The sequence below is a fragment of the Serratia sp. JSRIV004 genome, from assembly GCF_019968705.1.
In the GTDB taxonomy this organism is placed as follows: Bacteria; Pseudomonadota; Gammaproteobacteria; order Enterobacterales; family Enterobacteriaceae; genus Chania; species Chania fonticola_B.
In genome coordinates, this window is sequence record NZ_CP074140.1 from 926,174 (window position 1) to 944,057 (window position 17,884).

Consider the following 17,884-nt stretch of genomic DNA (forward strand, 5'->3'; position numbering starts at 1 on the left):
GTTTAGGCAATACTTCACCAAATACCCCATTACTGGGGTATTTGAGGCTGCATTACTTAATTAAAAATCAGGCTTTAAAATTACCAATAAAGGTATCAACTGGTTTACCTTCGAATTTACCGATCAGCAGATTGCGGAATTCATTGGCGATAGCTTCTTCCTGTGCTTCAAGTTGAACGATGCGAAGGGTGAAGCACGGCTCATCACTTTTAAGAAGGCTATTGCGAAGGCTGAACGGGCGCTCACTCAGACCTTCATAGGGGACGCATTTAAATTCAAATGCAACCGGCATGACCTCTTTGCTGGTAGCCTCAACACTTTGCATCAGTGATTTTTTACCGCTGAAATCACCATCTTCATGATCCGCTTCCTGCATCTGTTTAATACTGACGCGACGAACTGCGCTAGCGGCCTGCGCTATCGTCAAAGTCTGGCCGTCAGCACTAAACGCGGTAAGGAACTCGCTCCAGTCTTCCAACCACTCTGCAATCTGCTTCTGGTTAAGGCGCTTGCCATCGATCGCCAGCAGCGCGCGGAATGGTGCAGTTTTTTTGAGTTGGATCTCAGCAGCGTTATCTGCATGCCCTGGGGCTTCAAGGGTGCCGATGTTGAACACAGCGCGGGCGCTCATGTTATCCGCGTCGATAAAACAGCGTGCAGGCTCATCAGCATTGGCGTAGCCAGCTGAGTAACGCACGAAGTCATCAATGCTGGTTGTTTCCATGCAGCCACGGAAGCGGAAACGCTCAAGATTAAAGCGCTCCAGACTTTCAATGCCAACACCTTCAGGAAGAATTGCAGTAGGGCAAGCAAGGCCATCAATATCGCGAAGATGATATCCAGAAATAACCAAGTCTTTAACTTGCTGAATTGCGGTTCCGTCTAATTGAGACATAATAATTAATCCTTATTAATATTGGATTTATAAATGCGCTTTATTACTGCGCGACTTTTAATTTTCCGTCAGGGTGACCAGCGACCGTAAATAATTGGCCTTGATCTTCCTGAAGAATAGTCAGTTTGCCACCCTTGCCGACATACATAGGTGTTTCAGTAGTATCTTCTTCTGAAACTTTCCCGCGAGGGGTAGGGGTGACAAATTTCAGTTTATGCTTAATGCTGACGCGTTTTTCCTCAACTGAATTACTGAGGCGGTCAAGATCAAATTCAAGAACGACTTTCCCCTTTCCACCATTATTGAGAACGCCCAGCGCGGTAGCGTTTAAAGCTGCTGAGATTTTGTTTTCAAATACACCGGCATCCAGTTCCCCGAGAAAATCAGGGACGTTAGTTTTGCGGTCTTCACTCATTGAAATATCCTCACACGATGCGGCGATCGCCGCGGTCATCTCCACACACCAGGTGGCGCACCGTTCCGGTTTTTCTTAGACTATCCAGGTTTAAGGGGCCGGACAGTACGCCACCTGATGTGTAAAAAGGGCGGCCAGCCTATGAACATTGTCGTCACCTCTCTGTTAGAAGAAGTTCGACTGACCGCCAAAGCTACACACAGCATTGAGTTGTGACACCAGGGCGCGACCCCTGCTTACTTCCGGCCGCTCGGTTTTAGTATTGGCGGTATGGAGGCCGCCCAGCCGATTTCCGGTCTTCCTCCCGCCTGCGGTGCAGTACGCTTGTACACATCACAACGGTCTGCTCACTCTCGAAAGGTCCCCACCATTCGCCCCCGTATTGAGGAGTCGGATATGAGTGAGCAGACCGTTATGGGCCTGGGCGCTTCTCCACCTCAGACGGCGGTGGTATCTTTGGAGTTCTCACACAACCAAAAAGCAAATCTACTGTCTAAAAAAACGGATATGTTGATCTTTCCGGTAACTGGCTGGCAAATTGGCTCATTATCTGGGCACTATGCTTTTGTACCTAAATTTCAGTTTATTACGTCACCCATTCAGCAGTTAGAAGAAGCACAAGAAACTCAATTTTTCGGAATTACTCCAGATATAGCTAAAGCCATGATCGCTGACCTGAAAAAGCACATTGAAACGGTAGAAAAGTCTTCAGGTGCAATTCATCCATCAGAGAAGCATTAACGCCGAAAACTCCTAAAATTTCCGATTTCTTGAAGAGCCGAATCTCAATGGCGCTTTTTTGCATCTTATTGTCGATCCCTAAACCCCTCACTATCGACTCCCTGAATTGAGTGTGGTCGCGATATGAGGAAACTATATACTGTCGCGAATTGCGGAGCAAGTGGGTTGAGTAAAAAATTTGTAAAGCGCTATAATCAAGTGTATAAATATACAGTATAAATTTTTTTGAATGTTTTTAATCAATAACTTAAAAGCAAATCATTGCTTTACGGGAGAATTCATGGCGATATTCGAACTCAAACGAGTTGGAGGAGGGCTGTATGAGGAGGTTACCCGCGAAGAACAATCCCCGCAGGTTGAAAATCAGTTGCGAATTTTTCTGCTTAAGAAGACAGCGACGCCTATCATTTCTACACCAGCACCTATCTCTATTAAAGGGACTCGAGGTTCATCAACACCTAAAAATTTCTTTCCGGCAACTTCTAAGTATTTAAAAACAGAGACCTCATCTTGAATTTTTGCGACAACAAAGTCATTTGATACTGGGTTTAATTTAACGTCGACAATAACACGAGTTCCGGCTGGAGCAACATCACAACCACTATCTTTTTCAATGATATATGCCCGATTGTTCAGGCCGACTTCTGCTGGTACGGTTATCACTTTATCTGTCTGACCGTCTTTGTTCCATATAGGTACAATGGCCTCGTCCCTAGGAGTGTTTTTCTCAATAATCTTAAAATCTTCAGGGTCGCCAAAAAGCAACCACCGCGAAGAAACGCCCAATGCTTTTGCAAGCATGTTGATCTCATCGAGTTTCGGTTCTCTATCACCGCTCAACCAACCGCTAACAGTTGATCTCCCTCTGCCAATTTTTTCCGCAATGGCCTCGTGAGACACCTTCTGTTGAGCTGCCAAATCTCTGGCTCGTTCATACCAATGCATAAATAAATTACCTATTTTGTTACTTTCTAACATGGTCGCACATTGCGGAGTGTCGTTCTGTTGACTATTGAGGAATTTATGCGGATACTAACTCCGAGATTTGCGACCATGAGAAACTGAAATGACCCCTTTATTGAAATTCAAGCAAGAGAAAAAACTTACTCTCAAAGACCTTTGTTTGCTGCTGGGAGAGACTACTGCATACGAGAAGGCCTTAGGTGACGTGGTTAATGGAAAACGACTGGTCCCAGTGGGGAAGGCTCTGAAATGGGCTGAAAAAACAGGGATTCATCCACATAAACTGCGGCCTGACATTTACAAAGCTAGCCATTTCCCAAACAAATTTAAGTCTCGGGCGAAGACTACCCCGATGGTTCAATGAACGTAACTACCAAAGGAAAATCAACATGGTAGAGCAAAACCTGAAAGACGTAGTTAAGAGCATGTGCAAGGCAGTTGCTGGTGGTCGTTCTGCGATGGCTGGCGCGTTGGGCATGACTGATACCACCTTCACCAACAACCTGTATGAGAAGAACGGTTGCCGCTTCTTTGAGATCAGCGAACTGGAAGCCATGGAGGATATTTCGGGCACTAACCTGCTTACGGAATATTTTGCCCGGCGCCGTGGGTTGCTGTTGGTTGAGATCCCTGTGTTCGAAGAACTGGACCAGGTGGAGCTGTTCAGCAAAAGCATTCGCACGGCTGCACGTCGCGGCCATGTGGATCAGATCATCCAGGAGTCGCTTAAAAATGGGGTTATTGATGAGAAAGAAGCGGATGAAATCATGCGCTATCACCGCAAGCATCTGCAAGCGCGTGACGCCGAGGTTAGAGCGATATTGGCGCTGTTTGGCAAAAAAGCCAATGTCCAGAAAGGTTGACGCTCAAAGGTTGCAGCCCTTGGGCGTCGGGTGCGAATAAATCGTGTGTGGAGAAATAATCGCATGAGCATTGTAACCAGAAAATCAACAGTACCGCAAATACGTTGCCGTGCAATGACTGTCGATAATTCTACTGTGTCGTTCCGGTATGAGGTCAATGTACTCGGCCAGTGGGTCACCAGCAACTACCAGTTTGCGTGCTGGGTGGTAGATAACGGCAAGTGGCTGGCGCGTGAGCGGGAGGACGGCTGATATGGGCGATAACATCCAAGAGTTAAACCGAATTTTCCGTGATCAGCATGATATCACCGTAAATGTGATCCGCTATGAGCGTGACACGCAGAGAGTTGTTTACCGCCGCCCGGGCTACGAGTGGGAGTGTGCATGCTCGTTGATCATCTTTCGGGCACGTTTTACCGAGGTTGTTGTATGAGTAGAATTTTTGAGGTTGTTCAGGCTATGTCAGGGCAGGGGAATTGCATCACGATCCCAACGCCTTATCTCGACTTTTTTTTTGCTGACCCTCAGGCACACCTACTAGGCGCCATTTTGAACCAGTTGGTCTTCTGGTCTGGTAAGCCGTCGTCTCAGGAAAATGGGTGGTTCTACAAGACGCACGAACAGTTAGCCGCTGAGATTCACGGTGCTAAACCTGATCAGGTTCGCAAGGCAGTAGACAAGATGATCACCAAGTATTTACCTGGTGTAATCCTGGAGACAAAACGCAAAGTTAACGGCACTCCGAAGAAACACTATCAGGTAAACGGAGAGGCATTAATTGCCAAAATATTCCCGCCAGCACTGGAATCGTCAGTATTGCCAAATGGAAACGGCGATATTGCCGAAACCAATCGGCAAAAAAGCCAAATAGAAACGGCAAAACTGCCAAATCTTGGAGATGGCAATATTGCCGATTCTTATCTCTATACAGATCAATACACAGATCAAAACAAACAGATCATAAAACCTGTTGGTCAACTGGCTGCGCCAGCCGACGAACCGCAGGAAGATTCTTTGAAAATCGATTATGAGGCTGTACTGAAAACCTTCCACGAAACGCTGCCAGAACTGCCAAAGGTTCTCAGACTGACCGACGAACGCCGCACGGCGCTGCGCAAGCTTTGGAAAGGCTACGACCTCAACCTCGAGAAGTGGGGCGCTTATCTGCGTTACATCTCGAAAAAATGTCGCTGGATGCTGGAAGACCGCCCAGACACCAGCGTTGGCAGGACGTGGCGTAAGAAGGACTTCGATTATCTGATCAAAGAGAAATGCTATCTCAAGGTCAAGGAAGAACGGGCCAACGACCTGCCGAAAGTCGAGAGACTGGATACCACCGCCCGCGATGATGCCTACCTGCGTATCGTGACTCAGCGTCGCAAGCCGCGCAACGAGGTAGAGACTATTGCCCAGAAACTGGCTGGTTCCTTGGGCCGTATGACTGACTACGACGCCCGCCGGGCATGGACAGGCATTTGGGCACAAGCCGTGGCTCAGGCCAGTGAGAACGATTTGGGGAGGTTGGCAGGATGAAAGTGACCGCAAACAGCTATTTCTGTGGCGCAGGGTTGATGGATATCGGTCTGATAGACGCTGGTATTCAGATCAACCAATCTTTTGAGATGGATGCCGACGCCTGCAAAACCTACCGGCATAACCTCGGAGATCACGTTAAACAATGTGATCTGACGCAGGAGCTGGTACTGGAACAAGATAAGTGCCATGGCATGTTCTTCACGTACCCATGCACCAAGTATTCCACGATTGGTGATATTCACGGCGCCCGTACCGGCGACGAGCTCTATCTCCACGCTCTACGCCATATGTTCATAGCCCGGCCTGAATTTTTCGCTGCTGAAAATGTCCCTGGCATGTTGGCTTTCCCGATCGTCATGGAGGCCATGACCAAGATGCCTGACTACTACGTGACAGTGTTCTGCCCGGTTAAGTCAGAAACATGGCTGCCACAGCGTCGCAACCGACTAATCATTATCGGCACCCGCCGCCCGTTTGCTATCCGGCCGCCGGAGAATACCAAGCCGATAGCACTCGCTGACATTTTGGAAGATGAGCCGAAAATTACGCTGCCAGCGGCAATAAAAGCTCGGCTGAGTGGAGCATATCGTGACCTGCCGATAATCAGTGATCCAGCGCGTGGCGATATAGCGCCAACATGTGTTGCCCACTATGCAAAAGACAAAAGCACTCGGCTGGTAGTGGATAAGCGCTATCCGCAAGGTGTTCGCCCTTATTCAGTCCGTGAATATGCGCGCCTGCAGGGTGTTCCTGACTGGTTTACGTTCCCTGTATCTGACACGGCAGCCTATAAGCAGATTGGCAATGGGGTTAGCAAGCAAGTTGGTGAATGGATCGGGCGTGAAATGACTCGCTACATGAACATGACGAGGGCGGCAGTATGATTTACCAATTGAATGTAGGCCGCTGTGAAGAAGTGTTGCGCGGTATGGCTGATAACTCTGTTGACTCTATCGTCACCGATCCACCGTATGGCCTGAAGTTCATGGGTAACAAGTGGGATTATCAGGTTCCGACCGTCGAGCAGTGGAAAGAGTGCCTGCGCGTCCTTAAGCCTGGTGGCCATCTGCTGGCCTTTGGTGGATCACGTACCTATCACCGCCTGGTGGTGAACATCGAGGATGCGGGCTTTGAAATCCGTGATCAGCTTATGTGGATCTACGGCAGCGGTTTCCCCAAGTCGAAAAACCTCACTGATGAGCATGCAGGGAAAGGCACAGCACTGAAACCTGCCCACGAACCGATCGTGATGGCTCGTAAGCCGCTGGCGGGGACGGTAGAGGGTAACGTTGACCAATACGGTACTGGCGCCCTGAATATCGATCTGTGCCGTGTACCAACCGAAGAAGCATTAACCGGTGGCGCCGGTGGCCTGTTGTCGCATGTACGGGATGATAAAGCCCCAGATGCAGAAGAGTGGAAAGCCGACCAGCTTGGCCGGTGGCCTGCCAATGTCCTGCACGATGGCAGCGAAGAGGTGATCTCCGAATTTCCAAAGAACGCCGGAGCCAGGGCACCAGTTAAAGGGACCGAGCCAACCAAAAACGGTTTCAGCGGTCCGGTTAAGTTCGGCGGTATGATTAACCGCGTGCAGGGTTACCACCATGGTGATCAAGGCAGCGCAGCGCGTTTCTTCTACTGCGCCAAGGTCAGCAAATCAGAGCGTGACGATGGTATGGAAAGGTTCGTGCCGTTCTCCGCCACTGATATGACCGGAGGCCGTAAAGAAGACAGCGCAGGGATCAACAACCCCCGAGCTGGCGCCGGGCGTACCGGTGGCGCCAGAAACAACCACCCAACGGTTAAACCTGTAGATCTCATGCGCTACCTGTGCCGCCTGGTCACCCCTGCTGGTGGTGTAGTGCTGGATCCGTTCATGGGTTCCGGCAGTACCGGCAAAGCAGCGCTGCTCGAGGGGCTTGGCTTCATTGGAATTGAGCTGGATCCCGACCATTTAACCACTGCCGCAGCACGTATTGGCCACTCGCTTAAAGTTCTCGGTGAGACCGATTCAGATACCTTTGAGGACTTCCAGCCAGAAGAACAACAACCAGAGCCCCAAAATATTCCAGAAATTATTTCTACTGGGGAGGTGGACGCATGATCTTAACCCTCCCATTCCCGCCAAGCATGAACAGCTACTGGCGTTCACCGAACAAAGGGCCGCTAAAGGGGCGCCACCTAATCAGAGAAAGAGGGCGCAAGTTCCGGACAGAGGCTATTGCCCGCGTGCTGGAGCAACTGCGCCGCCAGCCTAAGCCGATCACTGCTGATATTGCTGTGACGGTGGTGTTCTGCCCTCCGAACAATGCCAGCTGGGATCTGGATAACTATTTCAAGGCTCTATTTGACGCCATGACCCATGCCGGTGTGTGGCTCGATGACAGCCAAGTGAAGCGGATCGCTGCTGAGTGGGGGCCGGTAACCAAGGGCGGCAAAGTTGAGCTGTGTATCAGTGAGGTGGTTACGTGAGGGGATGTGACATCATGAAAAATAAGCAATATAGTGATCCGTGCGTATCCACCCTTGCAGGGGTAACAGATGCGCTGGTTGGTTCCGTCTATTTGCAGATAGCGGGGCGGGACCGTACAACAGCTTGTGTGGAGAAAAGAACATGAATCAGTCTAATCTGATTGGTGGCGCTTGCGCATACCAACCTACCGTTAATACCCTTGAATTAGCTATGACCAGCTTGGAGATCGCCGAGTTGGTAGAGTCTCGTCACGATAATGTAAAGCGGACCATAGAGAGCCTTGTCAGTAAGGGGGTGATTGCTTTCCCTCAGACTGAGGAAAGGCCTACTGCTGGCCGCCCCGTAAGCTACTACGTTTTCGAAGGTGAGAAGGGTAAGCGTGACAGTATCATCGTTGTTGCCCAACTTTCCCCTGAATTTACCGCCCGCTTAGTCGATCGCTGGCGGGAGCTGGAAGGGAAGGGACGTACCCCCCAAACATTCTCCGAGGCATTGCGCCTTGCCGCTGATCTGGAGGATGAAAAGCAAAGGCTCAAAAGTCAGCTTGCTGTAGCAGCCCCAAAGGTAGAGTTTGTTGATCGGTATGTTGAGGCTACTGGTTCACAGACATTCCGCCAAGTGTGCAAGCTGTTGAAAGCCAAAGAGCCTGACTTCCGCTTGTTCCTGTATGAAAAACATATCATGTACCGCCTCTCCGGAACATTTACCCCTTACCAGCAGCACATAGACGCAGGCCGGTTTGAGGTGAAAACCGGTACCAATCAGATCAATAACCATGCCTTTACGCAATCACGGTTTACTGCGAAAGGCATTAAGTGGATCGCCGGGTTATGGGCCGAACATTTGGCTAAGGCAAGTGCTGCATGAGGGCGCTACTAAAGCCGGTTGTTGTTCGTGAGCTAAACCAGGTGATATTGCGCACAGGCAAGGATCTGCTGCCTATGTTCGGCGGGCGAGTCCTGATATCGACCGAGCCGCACGAATTCAAGGCGCTGCCATCTGGCGCGCTGCCAGTGGATAACCAACACCTGGCTACAGATCCGCGCCTTTCTTCTTTCTTCTCCAATGAGCGGGTACTTTCTGCTGCTGGTGGCATCAATGCGCTGGTGGACTGGCTAGACCGGTCGAATGAGTGCCAGTGGCAAGCTTCCGCTGACGATTATCACGATCGGAACATGAGCACGATCCGGTACGGCGATGGCGCAGTTCGCCTGTGTTGGCATCACGAACACACCATTGCAGATCAGACGCTACCGGCCCTCGATGCTTTGGCGGCCAGGAACGTAGCTGATTTTGTCCTTTACCGCGCCAGAACGCACTTCCGCTTTGACGAAAACCACCAACTGAGCCTGCCGGAACTGTGCTGGTGGGCTGTGATGGAGCAGGTTTCCGACCTACTGCCGGACTCTGTGGCCAGGTTTTCTCTGCGCTTGCCACCAGCAGAGGTTCCAACCGGTACCCGGAAAGAGGGCGATATTGTGTGGGAGCGTGCGCCGATGGAGGTCATCAACGAATACGTTGAGCAGATCAAGCCGGTGCTGGCGGTCGACATCGATCCCGAGCCACCAGCAGGTTTCATGCTGCGGCCCAAGATGAAGCGGTGGGAGTGCGAGAAGTATACCCAATGGGTTAAATCGCAGGTGTGCTGCTGTGGCTGCGGGCGTCCGGCAGATGACCCGCACCACATCATCGATCATGGCTTCGGCGGCACGGGCACCAAACCACACGACATATTCGCCATTCCGTTAACACGGGAGTGCCACAACAAGTTGCATGACGATGTGGCTGCATGGGAAGCAGAGCACGGCAGCCAACTTTATCACCTGGCGCGTACCCTCGATCGGGCGTACGGCATCGGGGCAATCGTTACAGCAAATAAGCGCGGGGCAAAGGTATGAGTCCAGAATATCGAAAGTATGTTCGTGAAGCGGTATCTTTGGCCCTGACCAATCTTTCTCGGACAGGAAAAGGCCAACTTGCAGCATTCGAAGGTGCAGCGCTGGCAAGAACAACGCGCTTTAAACGTCAGCGGAACCGCACTGTGGTCGTAGGTAATAGGAAAGTGTGTGCAATCATCGATCCTTTTCACTGCCCTGAAACCCGGACCAGAAAGCAACCATTCCCCCCGATCGATCCCCTCACTTTCTCAACCAGTTCGTGGCGGCGCGCAATATCAGCGATTGAAACGCACCAGAACGCTTGGGTTCTCTATTGTTACGGCCAAGACCTTAATTATGATTATCAGGTTCTCATCTGTCAGCACATATGGGGTGAGTTTCAAAGGGAGATCCAAGGGCAAAAGGTAACAGCCAAAGTACGTAATAGATTGGCTAGCCTTGTCTGGTTGGCGGTACAACATTGGGTTGGTGTTCGTGGGGGCTTGCTTGGCCATGATTATTATGATGCTGAGCTGGCTGAACTTGTAGGTGTTGCTCCGGATAACTGGTCAAAAAACTATGCCTCTCGATGGGACACATTGCAAAGGTTGGTAACAGTGCTGGATAAGGACGCATTACAGAGTGTGGCTCGTAGCAGAAATGCAAGAAAAGAACTTTTAACGGCATGATACTTGCAAAAGTCAACAAAATAGGCCATATTTAATGTAATTTTGATATTTTGCCAATATTGCAATTGGTGCAAAGGACCTCGCTTCGGCGGGGTCTTGTCGTTTCTGGAGGTGCGCATGTCATGCTCATACTGCGGTATTGCATTGCATACCAAGGCTAACTGCCCTGATACATACTCTGTATCCTCACGGCGACTAAATCTCCGTTGCACATACTGTGGTGGTTCCGGGCATACAGCTAATGCCTGTCCGCGCAATGCTAGTTCCAGCAAGCGCAGGCAGTTAAATGATGATTTTTATTTAGATTGAGCCTCGGCATAGTCCGGGGCTTTTCCATATCAGGATTGCGCTGTTGCGTGGCCTTTTTGCATTAAAAAAAAGCCCCGAACAAGTGGGCTAGTTCAGGGCGAGGGCGTTCAGAAAGCATGTAATTATTCTACATCGGCATGCTACCGATATTATAAGCGTAGCTGATTGATTGTAATTAACTAGCTAAAAGTAAAAAAGAAATATCCTAAAACCATACAGGCTGCGCTCATGCGTGGCCTTTTTTATTCCTTACGCCGGAGCACTGGTAATGGACAATCACAACCTGCCGCCCGGCTTTGTCGAGGCGTTTCTTATGTGGATCAAACTTAACGCCCCTGCGGTATACGGCTCTTTTGCCGCGTTCGGCATGGCGACGCTATTAACGCTGCGTGATGGTAAATCGTGGCTTGATGCGCTTTATGCGGGCCTTATCTGTTTGTTAATAACGCTAGGCGTTATCAATTCCCTCGAGCTGTTTGGTATGAGTCAGGACAACGCACTGATCGTCGGTGTGGTCATTGGTGGCATGGGGGTAGAGAGATGCATCTCTATCCTCCGCATATTTGCCAGCATGAAGACCAATACACCGCTGGATGAAAAGGACAGGAAAAATGACCCGTAACTCTAAGTTATCAGAGCATTTCAGCAGTAACGAATTTGCATGCCGTTGCGGCTGCGGTGCTAACCAGGTATCGGCGGAACTGATCAAGGTTCTGGAAGACGCCCGCACACACTTTGCTGTGCCCATCACCATCGTCAGTGGTCGTCGTTGCCCGGCACATAATGCAAAAGTTGGCGGGGCAAAGTCCAGCCAGCATCTGCTGGGTACCGCCGCCGACATTCAGGTAAAAGGCATTCAGCCAGCCGCAGTGGCCGCGTATTTTGAAGGGAAGTATCCGGGCCGCTACGGTGTGGGGCGCTATGCCACGTTTACCCATATTGACGTTCGCACCGGCCCGTCACGCTGGAAGCAATGATGGATAAGTTCGGAACGATAGGTGTGTTGCTGTTGGCTATCTGTCTGGGCTGGTATGCATCCTTACTCTCAGACGATTTGGATACTGCGCAGGAGGCCAACGGAAAGTTGGTAAAAGCCCTGGAAAGTAGGGATGAAACGATCGGCGCCCTAAAAGGTGCTGCTGATGCCGATCGCCACGCCACCGAAGAACAGTTAAAGCTTGAACAGCAGAAGAGGGCAAAAGCCGATGCTGAAAACAGAACGTTACGCGACGCGCTGGAGCATAGCGGTTGCAATAACCAGCGCTTGCCTGATGATGCTCTCCGTATCCTGCGCAGAGAGACCAGCACCCCCGCCAGCCCCTAAGCTGATCTATGTGTACCCGCCAGCGGTACTGCTTCAACAATGCAAACAGACCCCGTTCACAGGGGAAACCTTCGGTGATGCCGTCATTGCGTTGCAGGTGAGCCAGGGTGAACTGGATATATGCGCCTCTCGTATTGAGGGGCTGATTAAGTGGCAGCGGGATAATCCGAGAGGTAATAATGAACATCAAAAACTTAAATAAAGCTAATGGTATAAAAATATTATTAGAAGAACTGCAAGATCAGCACCAGATGATTGTTAGGGGGGATGCATTAGGGGTAACTATCTCAGGTCGTTATCAGGACGCTGCGTTTGTTAAAACCATTCAACCTCATGTGTTGGCTGAATTGAACGGGCGTATTGAGGCAAAGAAACAAGAACTCGCTGAGCTTGGTATTACCTTCGCCTGACTGTTATGGCATTACAGGTGGCATTCACAGAGTGCCATCGATAATGCACGATAACCAAGAGCCTCGGCATAGTCCGGGGCTTTTCTATTTGAGGTACCCCAATGAAACAATTACAGCTTAAAGACGTTATGCAGCGCTTCACCATCACCACCCATGAGGATGGCTATGAGGTAAGCAACCCTGCCGGTACCGCTCAATATGATGCATGTGGCGCACGTACCACCGTGAATGGTATACCTGAATACTTCCCTAGCAGCATTTCCGTGAAGGATGGTACCAAGCCTGAAGCGGTGAGAACTGATGCTGAGTTGGCATCTGGTGGCTTCCCTGATGCTGCCAAGGTGCAGGCAAAGCAATTCAAGGTATACAAGGCAGAGATGAACATCAGCGTTAACGTTGATAAAGACAATCTCGATAAGCTTGAGGCGCAACTGAAACGCATTGCCGCACTGAGCCAGCCGCTCAAAATTAAAGATGGTCAGATATTTATCAAAGAAGCCGTGATCAATGGTTGCACTACAACCCGCTCTGCGATTGAAGTGCAAATAGCATTCCAGAACTGGCAGGAAGCGCACAACCAGCATGCCCGTGATGCGGTGCTGGAGGTCATCAATAAAGAGCTTCAGTCAGGCGGTGTTATCCACCAAGCCATGAAGCGCTAAGGCCATGCCCGCGCGTATCCCGAGAGCATGCCGCAAGCACGGCTGCCGCCATACCACCACTGACCGCTCAGGCTACTGTACCGAACACCAGAACACAGGCTGGGAAGTACACCAGCAGGGCAAGAGCAGGCACCAGCGCGGCTATGGTAACGACTGGACTATTCGCCGCGCCCGCATCCTCAAGCGTGACAACCACATCTGCAAGGAATGTCTACGGGGTGGTCGAGCGGCACCGGCTACAACCGTCGATCACATCGTACCCAAGGCACATGGGGGTACCGATGACGATTTGAACCTTGAAAGCCTGTGCTGGCCTTGCCACCGCAGCAAGACGGCAATGGAGAGACTGCGATGAGTTGCCATACCGATTGATACCACAAATAAATTATTGCATTTTGAATTATTTTATATCAAATGATATTAATTCTCATCAATGGGAGGGGGGGATCAAATCTCTGCAACATTTCGCCCAAAGTACCGCCGCTATGGTCATTTTTTTATACCCGCGAAAAATCAAATTTAATCTGGAGTGATTATGGCTGGAGCTGCAGGCCGTTCCGGGCGGCGCCCGAAGCCGACTGCACGCAAAGAATTGGCAGGCAATCCCGGTAAACGCGCTCTCAATAAAGATGAACCCGTATTTACCCCACTTAAAGGGGTTGCCCCACCGGAATGGTTTGAGGAAGAAGGGCTAAATCTAGCCTCAGTTATGTGGCAAATGACCACAAAGGAATTATGTGGGCAGGGAATTCTGTGCGTTACAGATTTGGCGGTGCTTGAGCGCTGGTGTGTTGCGTATGAGTTCTGGCGGCGGGCGGTAAAAAAAATTGCCGAGCAGGGCAATACCATTCTTGGTGCGACTGGCGGAAGGGTGAAAAACCCTGAGCTGACTGCCAAAAAAGAACAGCAGTCTGAAATGGACAGCACCGGTGCGATGCTTGGCCTAGACCCCAGCAGTCGCCAACGCTTAATTGGCCTGGCCGGGCAAAAGAAGTCCTCAAACCCTTTCATTAAGTTGATCACGTCATGACGAGAAAATCATACCCCAACGTTAATGCGGCCAATCAATATGCGCGGGATGTGGTGCGCGGCAAAATAGTGGCCTGCCAGTTTGTTATTAGCGCCTGTCAGCGTCATCTTGATGATCTGGCCGAAGAGAAAGGGCGGAAATTTCGGTACCGCTTCGATCGCGACCTGGCCGAGCAGGCTGCGCGCTTTATCCAACTGCTACCACACACCAAGGGCGAATGGGCCTATAAGCGCATGCCGATCACCCTGGAGCCGTGGCAATTGTTTATCGTCTGCGCTGTCTTTGGCTGGGTACACAAGGGGACTAAGTTGCGTCGGTTTCGTGAGGTTTACACAGAGATCCCGCGTAAAAATGGTAAATCAGCTATCTCTGCTGGTGTTGCGCTCTATGGCTTCACTTGTGATGGGGAGTTTGGCGCAGAGGTATATTCCGGCGCGACCACAGAAAAACAGGCTTGGGAGGTATTTCGCCCTGCGCGTTTGATGTGTAAGCGCACCCCGATGCTGATGGAGGCGTTCGGGATCGAGGTCAACGCTTCGAATCTGAACAGGCCAGAGGATGGCGCCCGTTTTGAGCCCCTGATCGGCAACCCGGGTGACGGTTCCTCACCCAGCATGGCGGTGGTAGATGAGTATCACGAACACCCTACCGATTCCCTGTATACCACCATGCTTACCGGTATGGGCGCACGGCGACAACCCTTGATGTGGGCGATCACCACGGCAGGTTACAACATTGAAGGCCCGTGCTACGACAAGCGCCGAGAAGTTATAGAGATGCTCAACAGCACCGTCCCGAACGATGAGCTGTTCGGCATCATTTATACCATTGATGAGGGCGATGACTGGACGCAGCCTGCTTCACTGGAAAAAGCCAATCCCAATATGGGGGTATCTGTCTATCGGGATTTTTTGCTCAGCCAACAACAACGGGCAATCAATAACGCCAGGCATGCCGGTACCTTCAAAACCAAACACCTCAATGTTTGGGTGGCGGCGAAGAATGCCTACTACAACCTGGTCAGTTTAAAGCGTTGCGAAGATACCACGCTGACGCTGGAAAAGTTTGAGGGGCAACCCTGCATTCTGGCTTTTGACTTGGCCCGCAAGCTAGACATGAACAGCATGGCCCGCATATTTACCCGAGATATTGACGGTAAGCGACATTACTACAGCGTCGCACCGCGCTTTTGGGTGCCATATGACGCCGTTTACAGTGTGGAAAGAAGTGAGGATCGCCGTACTGCCGAGCGATTCAAGGCGTGGGTAGAAATGGGGCTGCTAACTGTTACAGAAGGGGCGGAGATCGACTACCGCTACATTCTGGAGGAAGCCAAGGCGGCAAATCGCTTAAATCCGGTTGAAGAGTCCCCGATAGACCCCTTCGGCGCAACCGGGATTTCTCATGAGCTGGCAGATGAAAATATGTCGCCAATTACGATAGTCCAGAACTACACCAATATGTCAGATCCCATGAAAGAGCTTGAAGCAGCCATTGAATCCGGGCGCTTTCATCATGATGGAAACCCGATCATGCTTTGGTGTATCAGCAACGTGATCGGCAAATACCTGCCGGGTAATGACGATGTAGTGAGGCCAATAAAAGAACAGGCAAGCAGCAAGATAGATGGTGCGGTGACAGTGATTATGGGCATTGGCCGCGCAATGCTGAATGAACCTGGTGATTTCCTTTCCACTCTCGATCCAGACGAAGAACTACTGACCCTATGAAATCACTCATTATCGACCTTTGCGGGTTGGCCGGTTTCGGCTTGCTCGTCGCAGGGCTTTACCTGCAATACGGCACCGCGATAGCGCTAATGGCGGGTGGCGGTTCGATGCTGGCGTTTGCGCTGGCGGTGGCAAGGGGGAATAACCGTGCTATTTGATGCTCTTTTCCGTAATGAATCGCTGGAAAATCCCGCCACCCCGATCACCGGTGACAGTCTTGATATGGGATTTCGGTCGGGTGATGTCTTTGTCAGCCCTGAAACCTCCATGAGGTTGGCGGCGGTTTATGCCTGTATCTATGTACTGTCATCAACCCTGGCACAGATGCCGGTGCATGTGATGCGCAAAACCGGCGATAAGGTGATACAGGGCCGGGATCACCCGCTGTTTTACCTGGTGCACGACGAGCCGAACGAGTGGCAGACCAGTTATAAGTGGCGAGAGCTGAAAGAGCGCCATGTGTTGGGCTGGGGGAATGGCTACACAAAGGTCGTTCGCTCTCGCCGAGGTGAGGTTACCGCGCTGGAAGCCTGCATGCCATGGCAAACCATGTTGCTCAATACCGGTGGTCGATACACCTACGGGGTATACAACGAAGAGGGCAACTTTTCCATTAACCCCCATGACATGATCCACATTCGGGCGCTGGGCAATAACCAGAAAATGGGGCTGAGTCCCATCTTGCAGCATGCTGAAACGATCGGTATGGGGATGAGTGGCCAGCAATACACCAGTAACTTTTTTGGCGGCAATGCGCGTCCTGCTGGGATTGTCTCAGTAAAGGGGGAGCTGAATAAAGACTCTTGGGCTCGTTTAAAGGAGATGTGGCAAAAGGCTACGCTAGCACTGCGCGGCCAGGAAAACAAAACCATGCTGCTTCCTGCCGATCTAGATTATAACGCGCTGACCGTTTCACCTGTCGATGCCCAACTCATCGACTTGATGAAGCTCAACCGGTCGCAGATTGCCGGGATCTTCAATATTCCGGCGCACATGATCAACGACCTGGAGAAGGCGACGTTCTCCAACATCACCCAGCAATCCATCCAGTTTGTTCGCCATACGGTCATGCCGTGGATCGTGAACTGGGAGCAGGAACTAAACCGCCGCCTGTTCACAGCCGCAGAGCGGGCGGCCGGGTACTACATCCGGTTTAACCTGGCTGGCCTGTTACGTGGTACCCCGCAGGAGCGCGCCCAGTTCTACCACTTTGCCATTACAGACGGATGGATGAGCCGGAACGAGGCCCGTGCCTTCGAAGATATGAACCCGGTAGACGGCCTGGATGAAATGCTGGTCAGCGTCAATGCGGCCAACCCAGTCAAAGACTTTACAGACCCCAAAAAAGAGGAAAACCCCGATGAGTGACAGAGAAACACGCTGTTACGGTGGTGAGGTGCGCGCCCAGCAGGAAGAAAACCAGCCTACGCACATTATCGGCTACGGCTCGGTATTCGATAGCCGCTCAGAGGTGCTCTGGGGCTTTCGTGAAATCATCAAGCCTGGTGCTTTTGATGATGTACTCAAAGATGACGTTCGCGGCCTGTTTAACCACGATCCCAACTTCATCTTGGGTCGCAGCTCGGCGGGTACCTTGTCGTTATCCGTGGATGCGCGGGGGCTGCAATACAACATTGTGGCACCGGAAACCCAGACCATTCGCGATCTGGTGATCAGCCCTATGCAGCGCGGCGACATCAACCAATCTTCCTTTTCCTTCCGCGTCGCCCGTGATGGCGAGGACTGGTATCAGGATGAACAAGGGGTGGTGATCCGTGAGATTACCAAGGTTTCGCGCCTGTTTGACGTAAGCCCGGTGACCTACCCCGCCTATCAGGAGGCTGATTCAGCCGTCCGATCCATGAAAGCCTGGCAGGAGGCGCGTGATAGTGGCGCGTTGCAGAAAGCCATTAACCAACGAATGGCGCGCGAGCGCGTGCTGACTTTATTAAATGCGTAAGGAAAGA

At 51.2% G+C, this 17,884-nt stretch carries 24 protein-coding genes; 21 read left to right on the forward strand and 3 right to left on the reverse strand.

All coding sequences use genetic code 11. The features are described 5' to 3' along the window. Nucleotides 1–67: 67 nt before the first annotated feature. Both KGP21_RS04375 and KGP21_RS04380 read right to left on the reverse strand, forming a co-directional pair. On the reverse strand, nucleotides 68–895 hold the full coding sequence (locus tag KGP21_RS04375; RefSeq protein WP_223537307.1) for a YfdQ family protein: 828 nt from the start codon (nucleotides 893–895) through the stop codon (nucleotides 68–70). Between the two features lie 43 nt (nucleotides 896–938). After that, nucleotides 939–1,310 carry a hypothetical protein gene (locus KGP21_RS04380; protein ID WP_223537310.1) on the reverse strand — a complete coding sequence of 124 codons (372 nt, stop codon included), beginning with the start codon at nucleotides 1,308–1,310 and terminating at the stop codon, nucleotides 939–941. Nucleotides 1,311–1,706: 396 nt separating this feature from the next. Between KGP21_RS04380 and KGP21_RS04385 the strand changes: the two genes are divergently transcribed. Beyond that, nucleotides 1,707–2,051 carry a bssS family protein gene (locus tag KGP21_RS04385; RefSeq protein WP_223537313.1) on the forward strand — a complete coding sequence of 115 codons (345 nt, stop codon included), beginning with the start codon at nucleotides 1,707–1,709 and terminating at the stop codon, nucleotides 2,049–2,051. Nucleotides 2,052–2,414: 363 nt separating this feature from the next. Here KGP21_RS04385 and KGP21_RS04390 read toward each other — a convergent pair whose 3' ends face one another. After that, nucleotides 2,415–3,029: a helix-turn-helix transcriptional regulator gene (locus KGP21_RS04390; protein WP_223537317.1), complete on the reverse strand. Its 615-nt coding sequence runs from the start codon at nucleotides 3,027–3,029 to the stop codon at nucleotides 2,415–2,417. A 374-nt stretch (nucleotides 3,030–3,403) separates the two neighbouring features. Between KGP21_RS04390 and KGP21_RS04395 the strand changes: the two genes are divergently transcribed. From KGP21_RS04395 to KGP21_RS04490, 20 genes are all read left to right on the forward strand, one after another. Continuing rightward, complete coding sequence (locus KGP21_RS04395) at nucleotides 3,404–3,877, forward strand: YmfL family putative regulatory protein (RefSeq protein WP_223537320.1); 474 nt, start codon at nucleotides 3,404–3,406, stop codon at nucleotides 3,875–3,877. 253 nt (nucleotides 3,878–4,130) lie between these two features. Next, nucleotides 4,131–4,310, forward strand: a complete 180-nt coding sequence (locus KGP21_RS04400) for a DUF4222 domain-containing protein (RefSeq protein WP_223537323.1) — start codon at nucleotides 4,131–4,133, stop codon at nucleotides 4,308–4,310. Then, a complete protein-coding gene (locus KGP21_RS04405; RefSeq protein ID WP_223537325.1) occupies nucleotides 4,307–5,410 on the forward strand; it encodes a hypothetical protein in 1,104 nt (367 codons plus the stop codon). Before KGP21_RS04400 ends, KGP21_RS04405 begins: the two co-directional genes overlap by 4 nt. After that, on the forward strand, nucleotides 5,407–6,297 hold the full coding sequence (locus KGP21_RS04410) for a DNA cytosine methyltransferase (RefSeq protein WP_223537328.1): 891 nt from the start codon (nucleotides 5,407–5,409) through the stop codon (nucleotides 6,295–6,297). Before KGP21_RS04405 ends, KGP21_RS04410 begins: the two co-directional genes overlap by 4 nt. Beyond that, nucleotides 6,294–7,517 (forward strand): site-specific DNA-methyltransferase, encoded by a 1,224-nt coding sequence (locus tag KGP21_RS04415; protein ID WP_223537330.1) that lies wholly within the window; start codon nucleotides 6,294–6,296, stop codon nucleotides 7,515–7,517. The genes KGP21_RS04410 and KGP21_RS04415 overlap by 4 nt, the downstream gene beginning before the upstream one ends. Further along, nucleotides 7,514–7,885 carry a RusA family crossover junction endodeoxyribonuclease gene (locus KGP21_RS04420; RefSeq protein ID WP_223537333.1) on the forward strand — a complete coding sequence of 124 codons (372 nt, stop codon included), beginning with the start codon at nucleotides 7,514–7,516 and terminating at the stop codon, nucleotides 7,883–7,885. Before KGP21_RS04415 ends, KGP21_RS04420 begins: the two co-directional genes overlap by 4 nt. A gap of 142 nt (nucleotides 7,886–8,027) precedes the next feature. Further along, nucleotides 8,028–8,753 carry a phage antirepressor KilAC domain-containing protein gene (locus KGP21_RS04425; RefSeq protein WP_371824841.1) on the forward strand — a complete coding sequence of 242 codons (726 nt, stop codon included), beginning with the start codon at nucleotides 8,028–8,030 and terminating at the stop codon, nucleotides 8,751–8,753. Beyond that, nucleotides 8,750–9,784: a DUF968 domain-containing protein gene (locus KGP21_RS04430; RefSeq protein ID WP_223537336.1), complete on the forward strand. Its 1,035-nt coding sequence runs from the start codon at nucleotides 8,750–8,752 to the stop codon at nucleotides 9,782–9,784. Before KGP21_RS04425 ends, KGP21_RS04430 begins: the two co-directional genes overlap by 4 nt. Beyond that, nucleotides 9,781–10,452: a bacteriophage antitermination protein Q gene (locus tag KGP21_RS04435; RefSeq protein ID WP_223537339.1), complete on the forward strand. Its 672-nt coding sequence runs from the start codon at nucleotides 9,781–9,783 to the stop codon at nucleotides 10,450–10,452. The genes KGP21_RS04430 and KGP21_RS04435 overlap by 4 nt, the downstream gene beginning before the upstream one ends. Before the next feature lie 577 nt (nucleotides 10,453–11,029). Then, nucleotides 11,030–11,383, forward strand: coding sequence for a phage holin family protein (locus KGP21_RS04440; protein ID WP_223537342.1), 354 nt, complete (start codon nucleotides 11,030–11,032; stop codon nucleotides 11,381–11,383). Next, nucleotides 11,373–11,738, forward strand: coding sequence for a D-Ala-D-Ala carboxypeptidase family metallohydrolase (locus KGP21_RS04445; protein ID WP_223537345.1), 366 nt, complete (start codon nucleotides 11,373–11,375; stop codon nucleotides 11,736–11,738). The genes KGP21_RS04440 and KGP21_RS04445 overlap by 11 nt, the downstream gene beginning before the upstream one ends. Next, on the forward strand, nucleotides 11,735–12,085 hold the full coding sequence (locus tag KGP21_RS04450; RefSeq protein WP_223537348.1) for a DUF2570 family protein: 351 nt from the start codon (nucleotides 11,735–11,737) through the stop codon (nucleotides 12,083–12,085). Before KGP21_RS04445 ends, KGP21_RS04450 begins: the two co-directional genes overlap by 4 nt. A 179-nt stretch (nucleotides 12,086–12,264) precedes the next feature. Further along, on the forward strand, nucleotides 12,265–12,495 hold the full coding sequence (locus KGP21_RS04455; protein ID WP_223537351.1) for a hypothetical protein: 231 nt from the start codon (nucleotides 12,265–12,267) through the stop codon (nucleotides 12,493–12,495). Nucleotides 12,496–12,596: 101 nt separating this feature from the next. Beyond that, nucleotides 12,597–13,157, forward strand: a complete 561-nt coding sequence (locus tag KGP21_RS04460) for a hypothetical protein (protein WP_223537354.1) — start codon at nucleotides 12,597–12,599, stop codon at nucleotides 13,155–13,157. A gap of 4 nt (nucleotides 13,158–13,161) precedes the next feature. Then, nucleotides 13,162–13,512 carry an HNH endonuclease gene (locus KGP21_RS04465; RefSeq protein ID WP_223537357.1) on the forward strand — a complete coding sequence of 117 codons (351 nt, stop codon included), beginning with the start codon at nucleotides 13,162–13,164 and terminating at the stop codon, nucleotides 13,510–13,512. A 180-nt stretch (nucleotides 13,513–13,692) separates the two neighbouring features. Then, on the forward strand, nucleotides 13,693–14,187 hold the full coding sequence (locus tag KGP21_RS04470; RefSeq protein WP_074028196.1) for a phage terminase small subunit P27 family: 495 nt from the start codon (nucleotides 13,693–13,695) through the stop codon (nucleotides 14,185–14,187). After that, on the forward strand, nucleotides 14,184–15,917 hold the full coding sequence (locus KGP21_RS04475; protein ID WP_223537360.1) for a terminase large subunit: 1,734 nt from the start codon (nucleotides 14,184–14,186) through the stop codon (nucleotides 15,915–15,917). The genes KGP21_RS04470 and KGP21_RS04475 overlap by 4 nt, the downstream gene beginning before the upstream one ends. After that, a complete protein-coding gene (locus KGP21_RS04480; RefSeq protein ID WP_223537362.1) occupies nucleotides 15,914–16,075 on the forward strand; it encodes a hypothetical protein in 162 nt (53 codons plus the stop codon). The genes KGP21_RS04475 and KGP21_RS04480 overlap by 4 nt, the downstream gene beginning before the upstream one ends. Next, entirely contained in the window at nucleotides 16,065–17,285 is a 1,221-nt protein-coding gene (locus KGP21_RS04485) for a phage portal protein (RefSeq protein ID WP_223537366.1), read from the forward strand. Before KGP21_RS04480 ends, KGP21_RS04485 begins: the two co-directional genes overlap by 11 nt. Continuing rightward, complete coding sequence (locus KGP21_RS04490; RefSeq protein WP_121606650.1) at nucleotides 17,278–17,877, forward strand: HK97 family phage prohead protease; 600 nt, start codon at nucleotides 17,278–17,280, stop codon at nucleotides 17,875–17,877. Before KGP21_RS04485 ends, KGP21_RS04490 begins: the two co-directional genes overlap by 8 nt. The last annotated feature ends 7 nt before the right edge of the window (nucleotides 17,878–17,884 follow it).

Coding starts and splice junctions, on each gene's coding strand:
- KGP21_RS04375 (WP_223537307.1), bottom strand. CDS start 895: ATGTCTCAATTAGACGGAACCGCAATTCAGCAAGTTAAAGACTTGGTT.
- KGP21_RS04380 (WP_223537310.1), bottom strand. CDS start 1,310: ATGAGTGAAGACCGCAAAACTAACGTCCCTGATTTTCTCGGGGAACTG.
- KGP21_RS04385 (WP_223537313.1), top strand. CDS start 1,707: ATGAGTGAGCAGACCGTTATGGGCCTGGGCGCTTCTCCACCTCAGACG.
- KGP21_RS04390 (WP_223537317.1), bottom strand. CDS start 3,029: ATGTTAGAAAGTAACAAAATAGGTAATTTATTTATGCATTGGTATGAA.
- KGP21_RS04395 (WP_223537320.1), top strand. CDS start 3,404: ATGGTAGAGCAAAACCTGAAAGACGTAGTTAAGAGCATGTGCAAGGCA.
- KGP21_RS04400 (WP_223537323.1), top strand. CDS start 4,131: ATGGGCGATAACATCCAAGAGTTAAACCGAATTTTCCGTGATCAGCAT.
- KGP21_RS04405 (WP_223537325.1), top strand. CDS start 4,307: ATGAGTAGAATTTTTGAGGTTGTTCAGGCTATGTCAGGGCAGGGGAAT.
- KGP21_RS04410 (WP_223537328.1), top strand. CDS start 5,407: ATGAAAGTGACCGCAAACAGCTATTTCTGTGGCGCAGGGTTGATGGAT.
- KGP21_RS04415 (WP_223537330.1), top strand. CDS start 6,294: ATGATTTACCAATTGAATGTAGGCCGCTGTGAAGAAGTGTTGCGCGGT.
- KGP21_RS04420 (WP_223537333.1), top strand. CDS start 7,514: ATGATCTTAACCCTCCCATTCCCGCCAAGCATGAACAGCTACTGGCGT.
- KGP21_RS04425 (WP_371824841.1), top strand. CDS start 8,028: ATGAATCAGTCTAATCTGATTGGTGGCGCTTGCGCATACCAACCTACC.
- KGP21_RS04430 (WP_223537336.1), top strand. CDS start 8,750: ATGAGGGCGCTACTAAAGCCGGTTGTTGTTCGTGAGCTAAACCAGGTG.
- KGP21_RS04435 (WP_223537339.1), top strand. CDS start 9,781: ATGAGTCCAGAATATCGAAAGTATGTTCGTGAAGCGGTATCTTTGGCC.
- KGP21_RS04440 (WP_223537342.1), top strand. CDS start 11,030: ATGGACAATCACAACCTGCCGCCCGGCTTTGTCGAGGCGTTTCTTATG.
- KGP21_RS04445 (WP_223537345.1), top strand. CDS start 11,373: ATGACCCGTAACTCTAAGTTATCAGAGCATTTCAGCAGTAACGAATTT.
- KGP21_RS04450 (WP_223537348.1), top strand. CDS start 11,735: ATGATGGATAAGTTCGGAACGATAGGTGTGTTGCTGTTGGCTATCTGT.
- KGP21_RS04455 (WP_223537351.1), top strand. CDS start 12,265: ATGAACATCAAAAACTTAAATAAAGCTAATGGTATAAAAATATTATTA.
- KGP21_RS04460 (WP_223537354.1), top strand. CDS start 12,597: ATGAAACAATTACAGCTTAAAGACGTTATGCAGCGCTTCACCATCACC.
- KGP21_RS04465 (WP_223537357.1), top strand. CDS start 13,162: ATGCCCGCGCGTATCCCGAGAGCATGCCGCAAGCACGGCTGCCGCCAT.
- KGP21_RS04470 (WP_074028196.1), top strand. CDS start 13,693: ATGGCTGGAGCTGCAGGCCGTTCCGGGCGGCGCCCGAAGCCGACTGCA.
- KGP21_RS04475 (WP_223537360.1), top strand. CDS start 14,184: ATGACGAGAAAATCATACCCCAACGTTAATGCGGCCAATCAATATGCG.
- KGP21_RS04480 (WP_223537362.1), top strand. CDS start 15,914: ATGAAATCACTCATTATCGACCTTTGCGGGTTGGCCGGTTTCGGCTTG.
- KGP21_RS04490 (WP_121606650.1), top strand. CDS start 17,278: ATGAGTGACAGAGAAACACGCTGTTACGGTGGTGAGGTGCGCGCCCAG.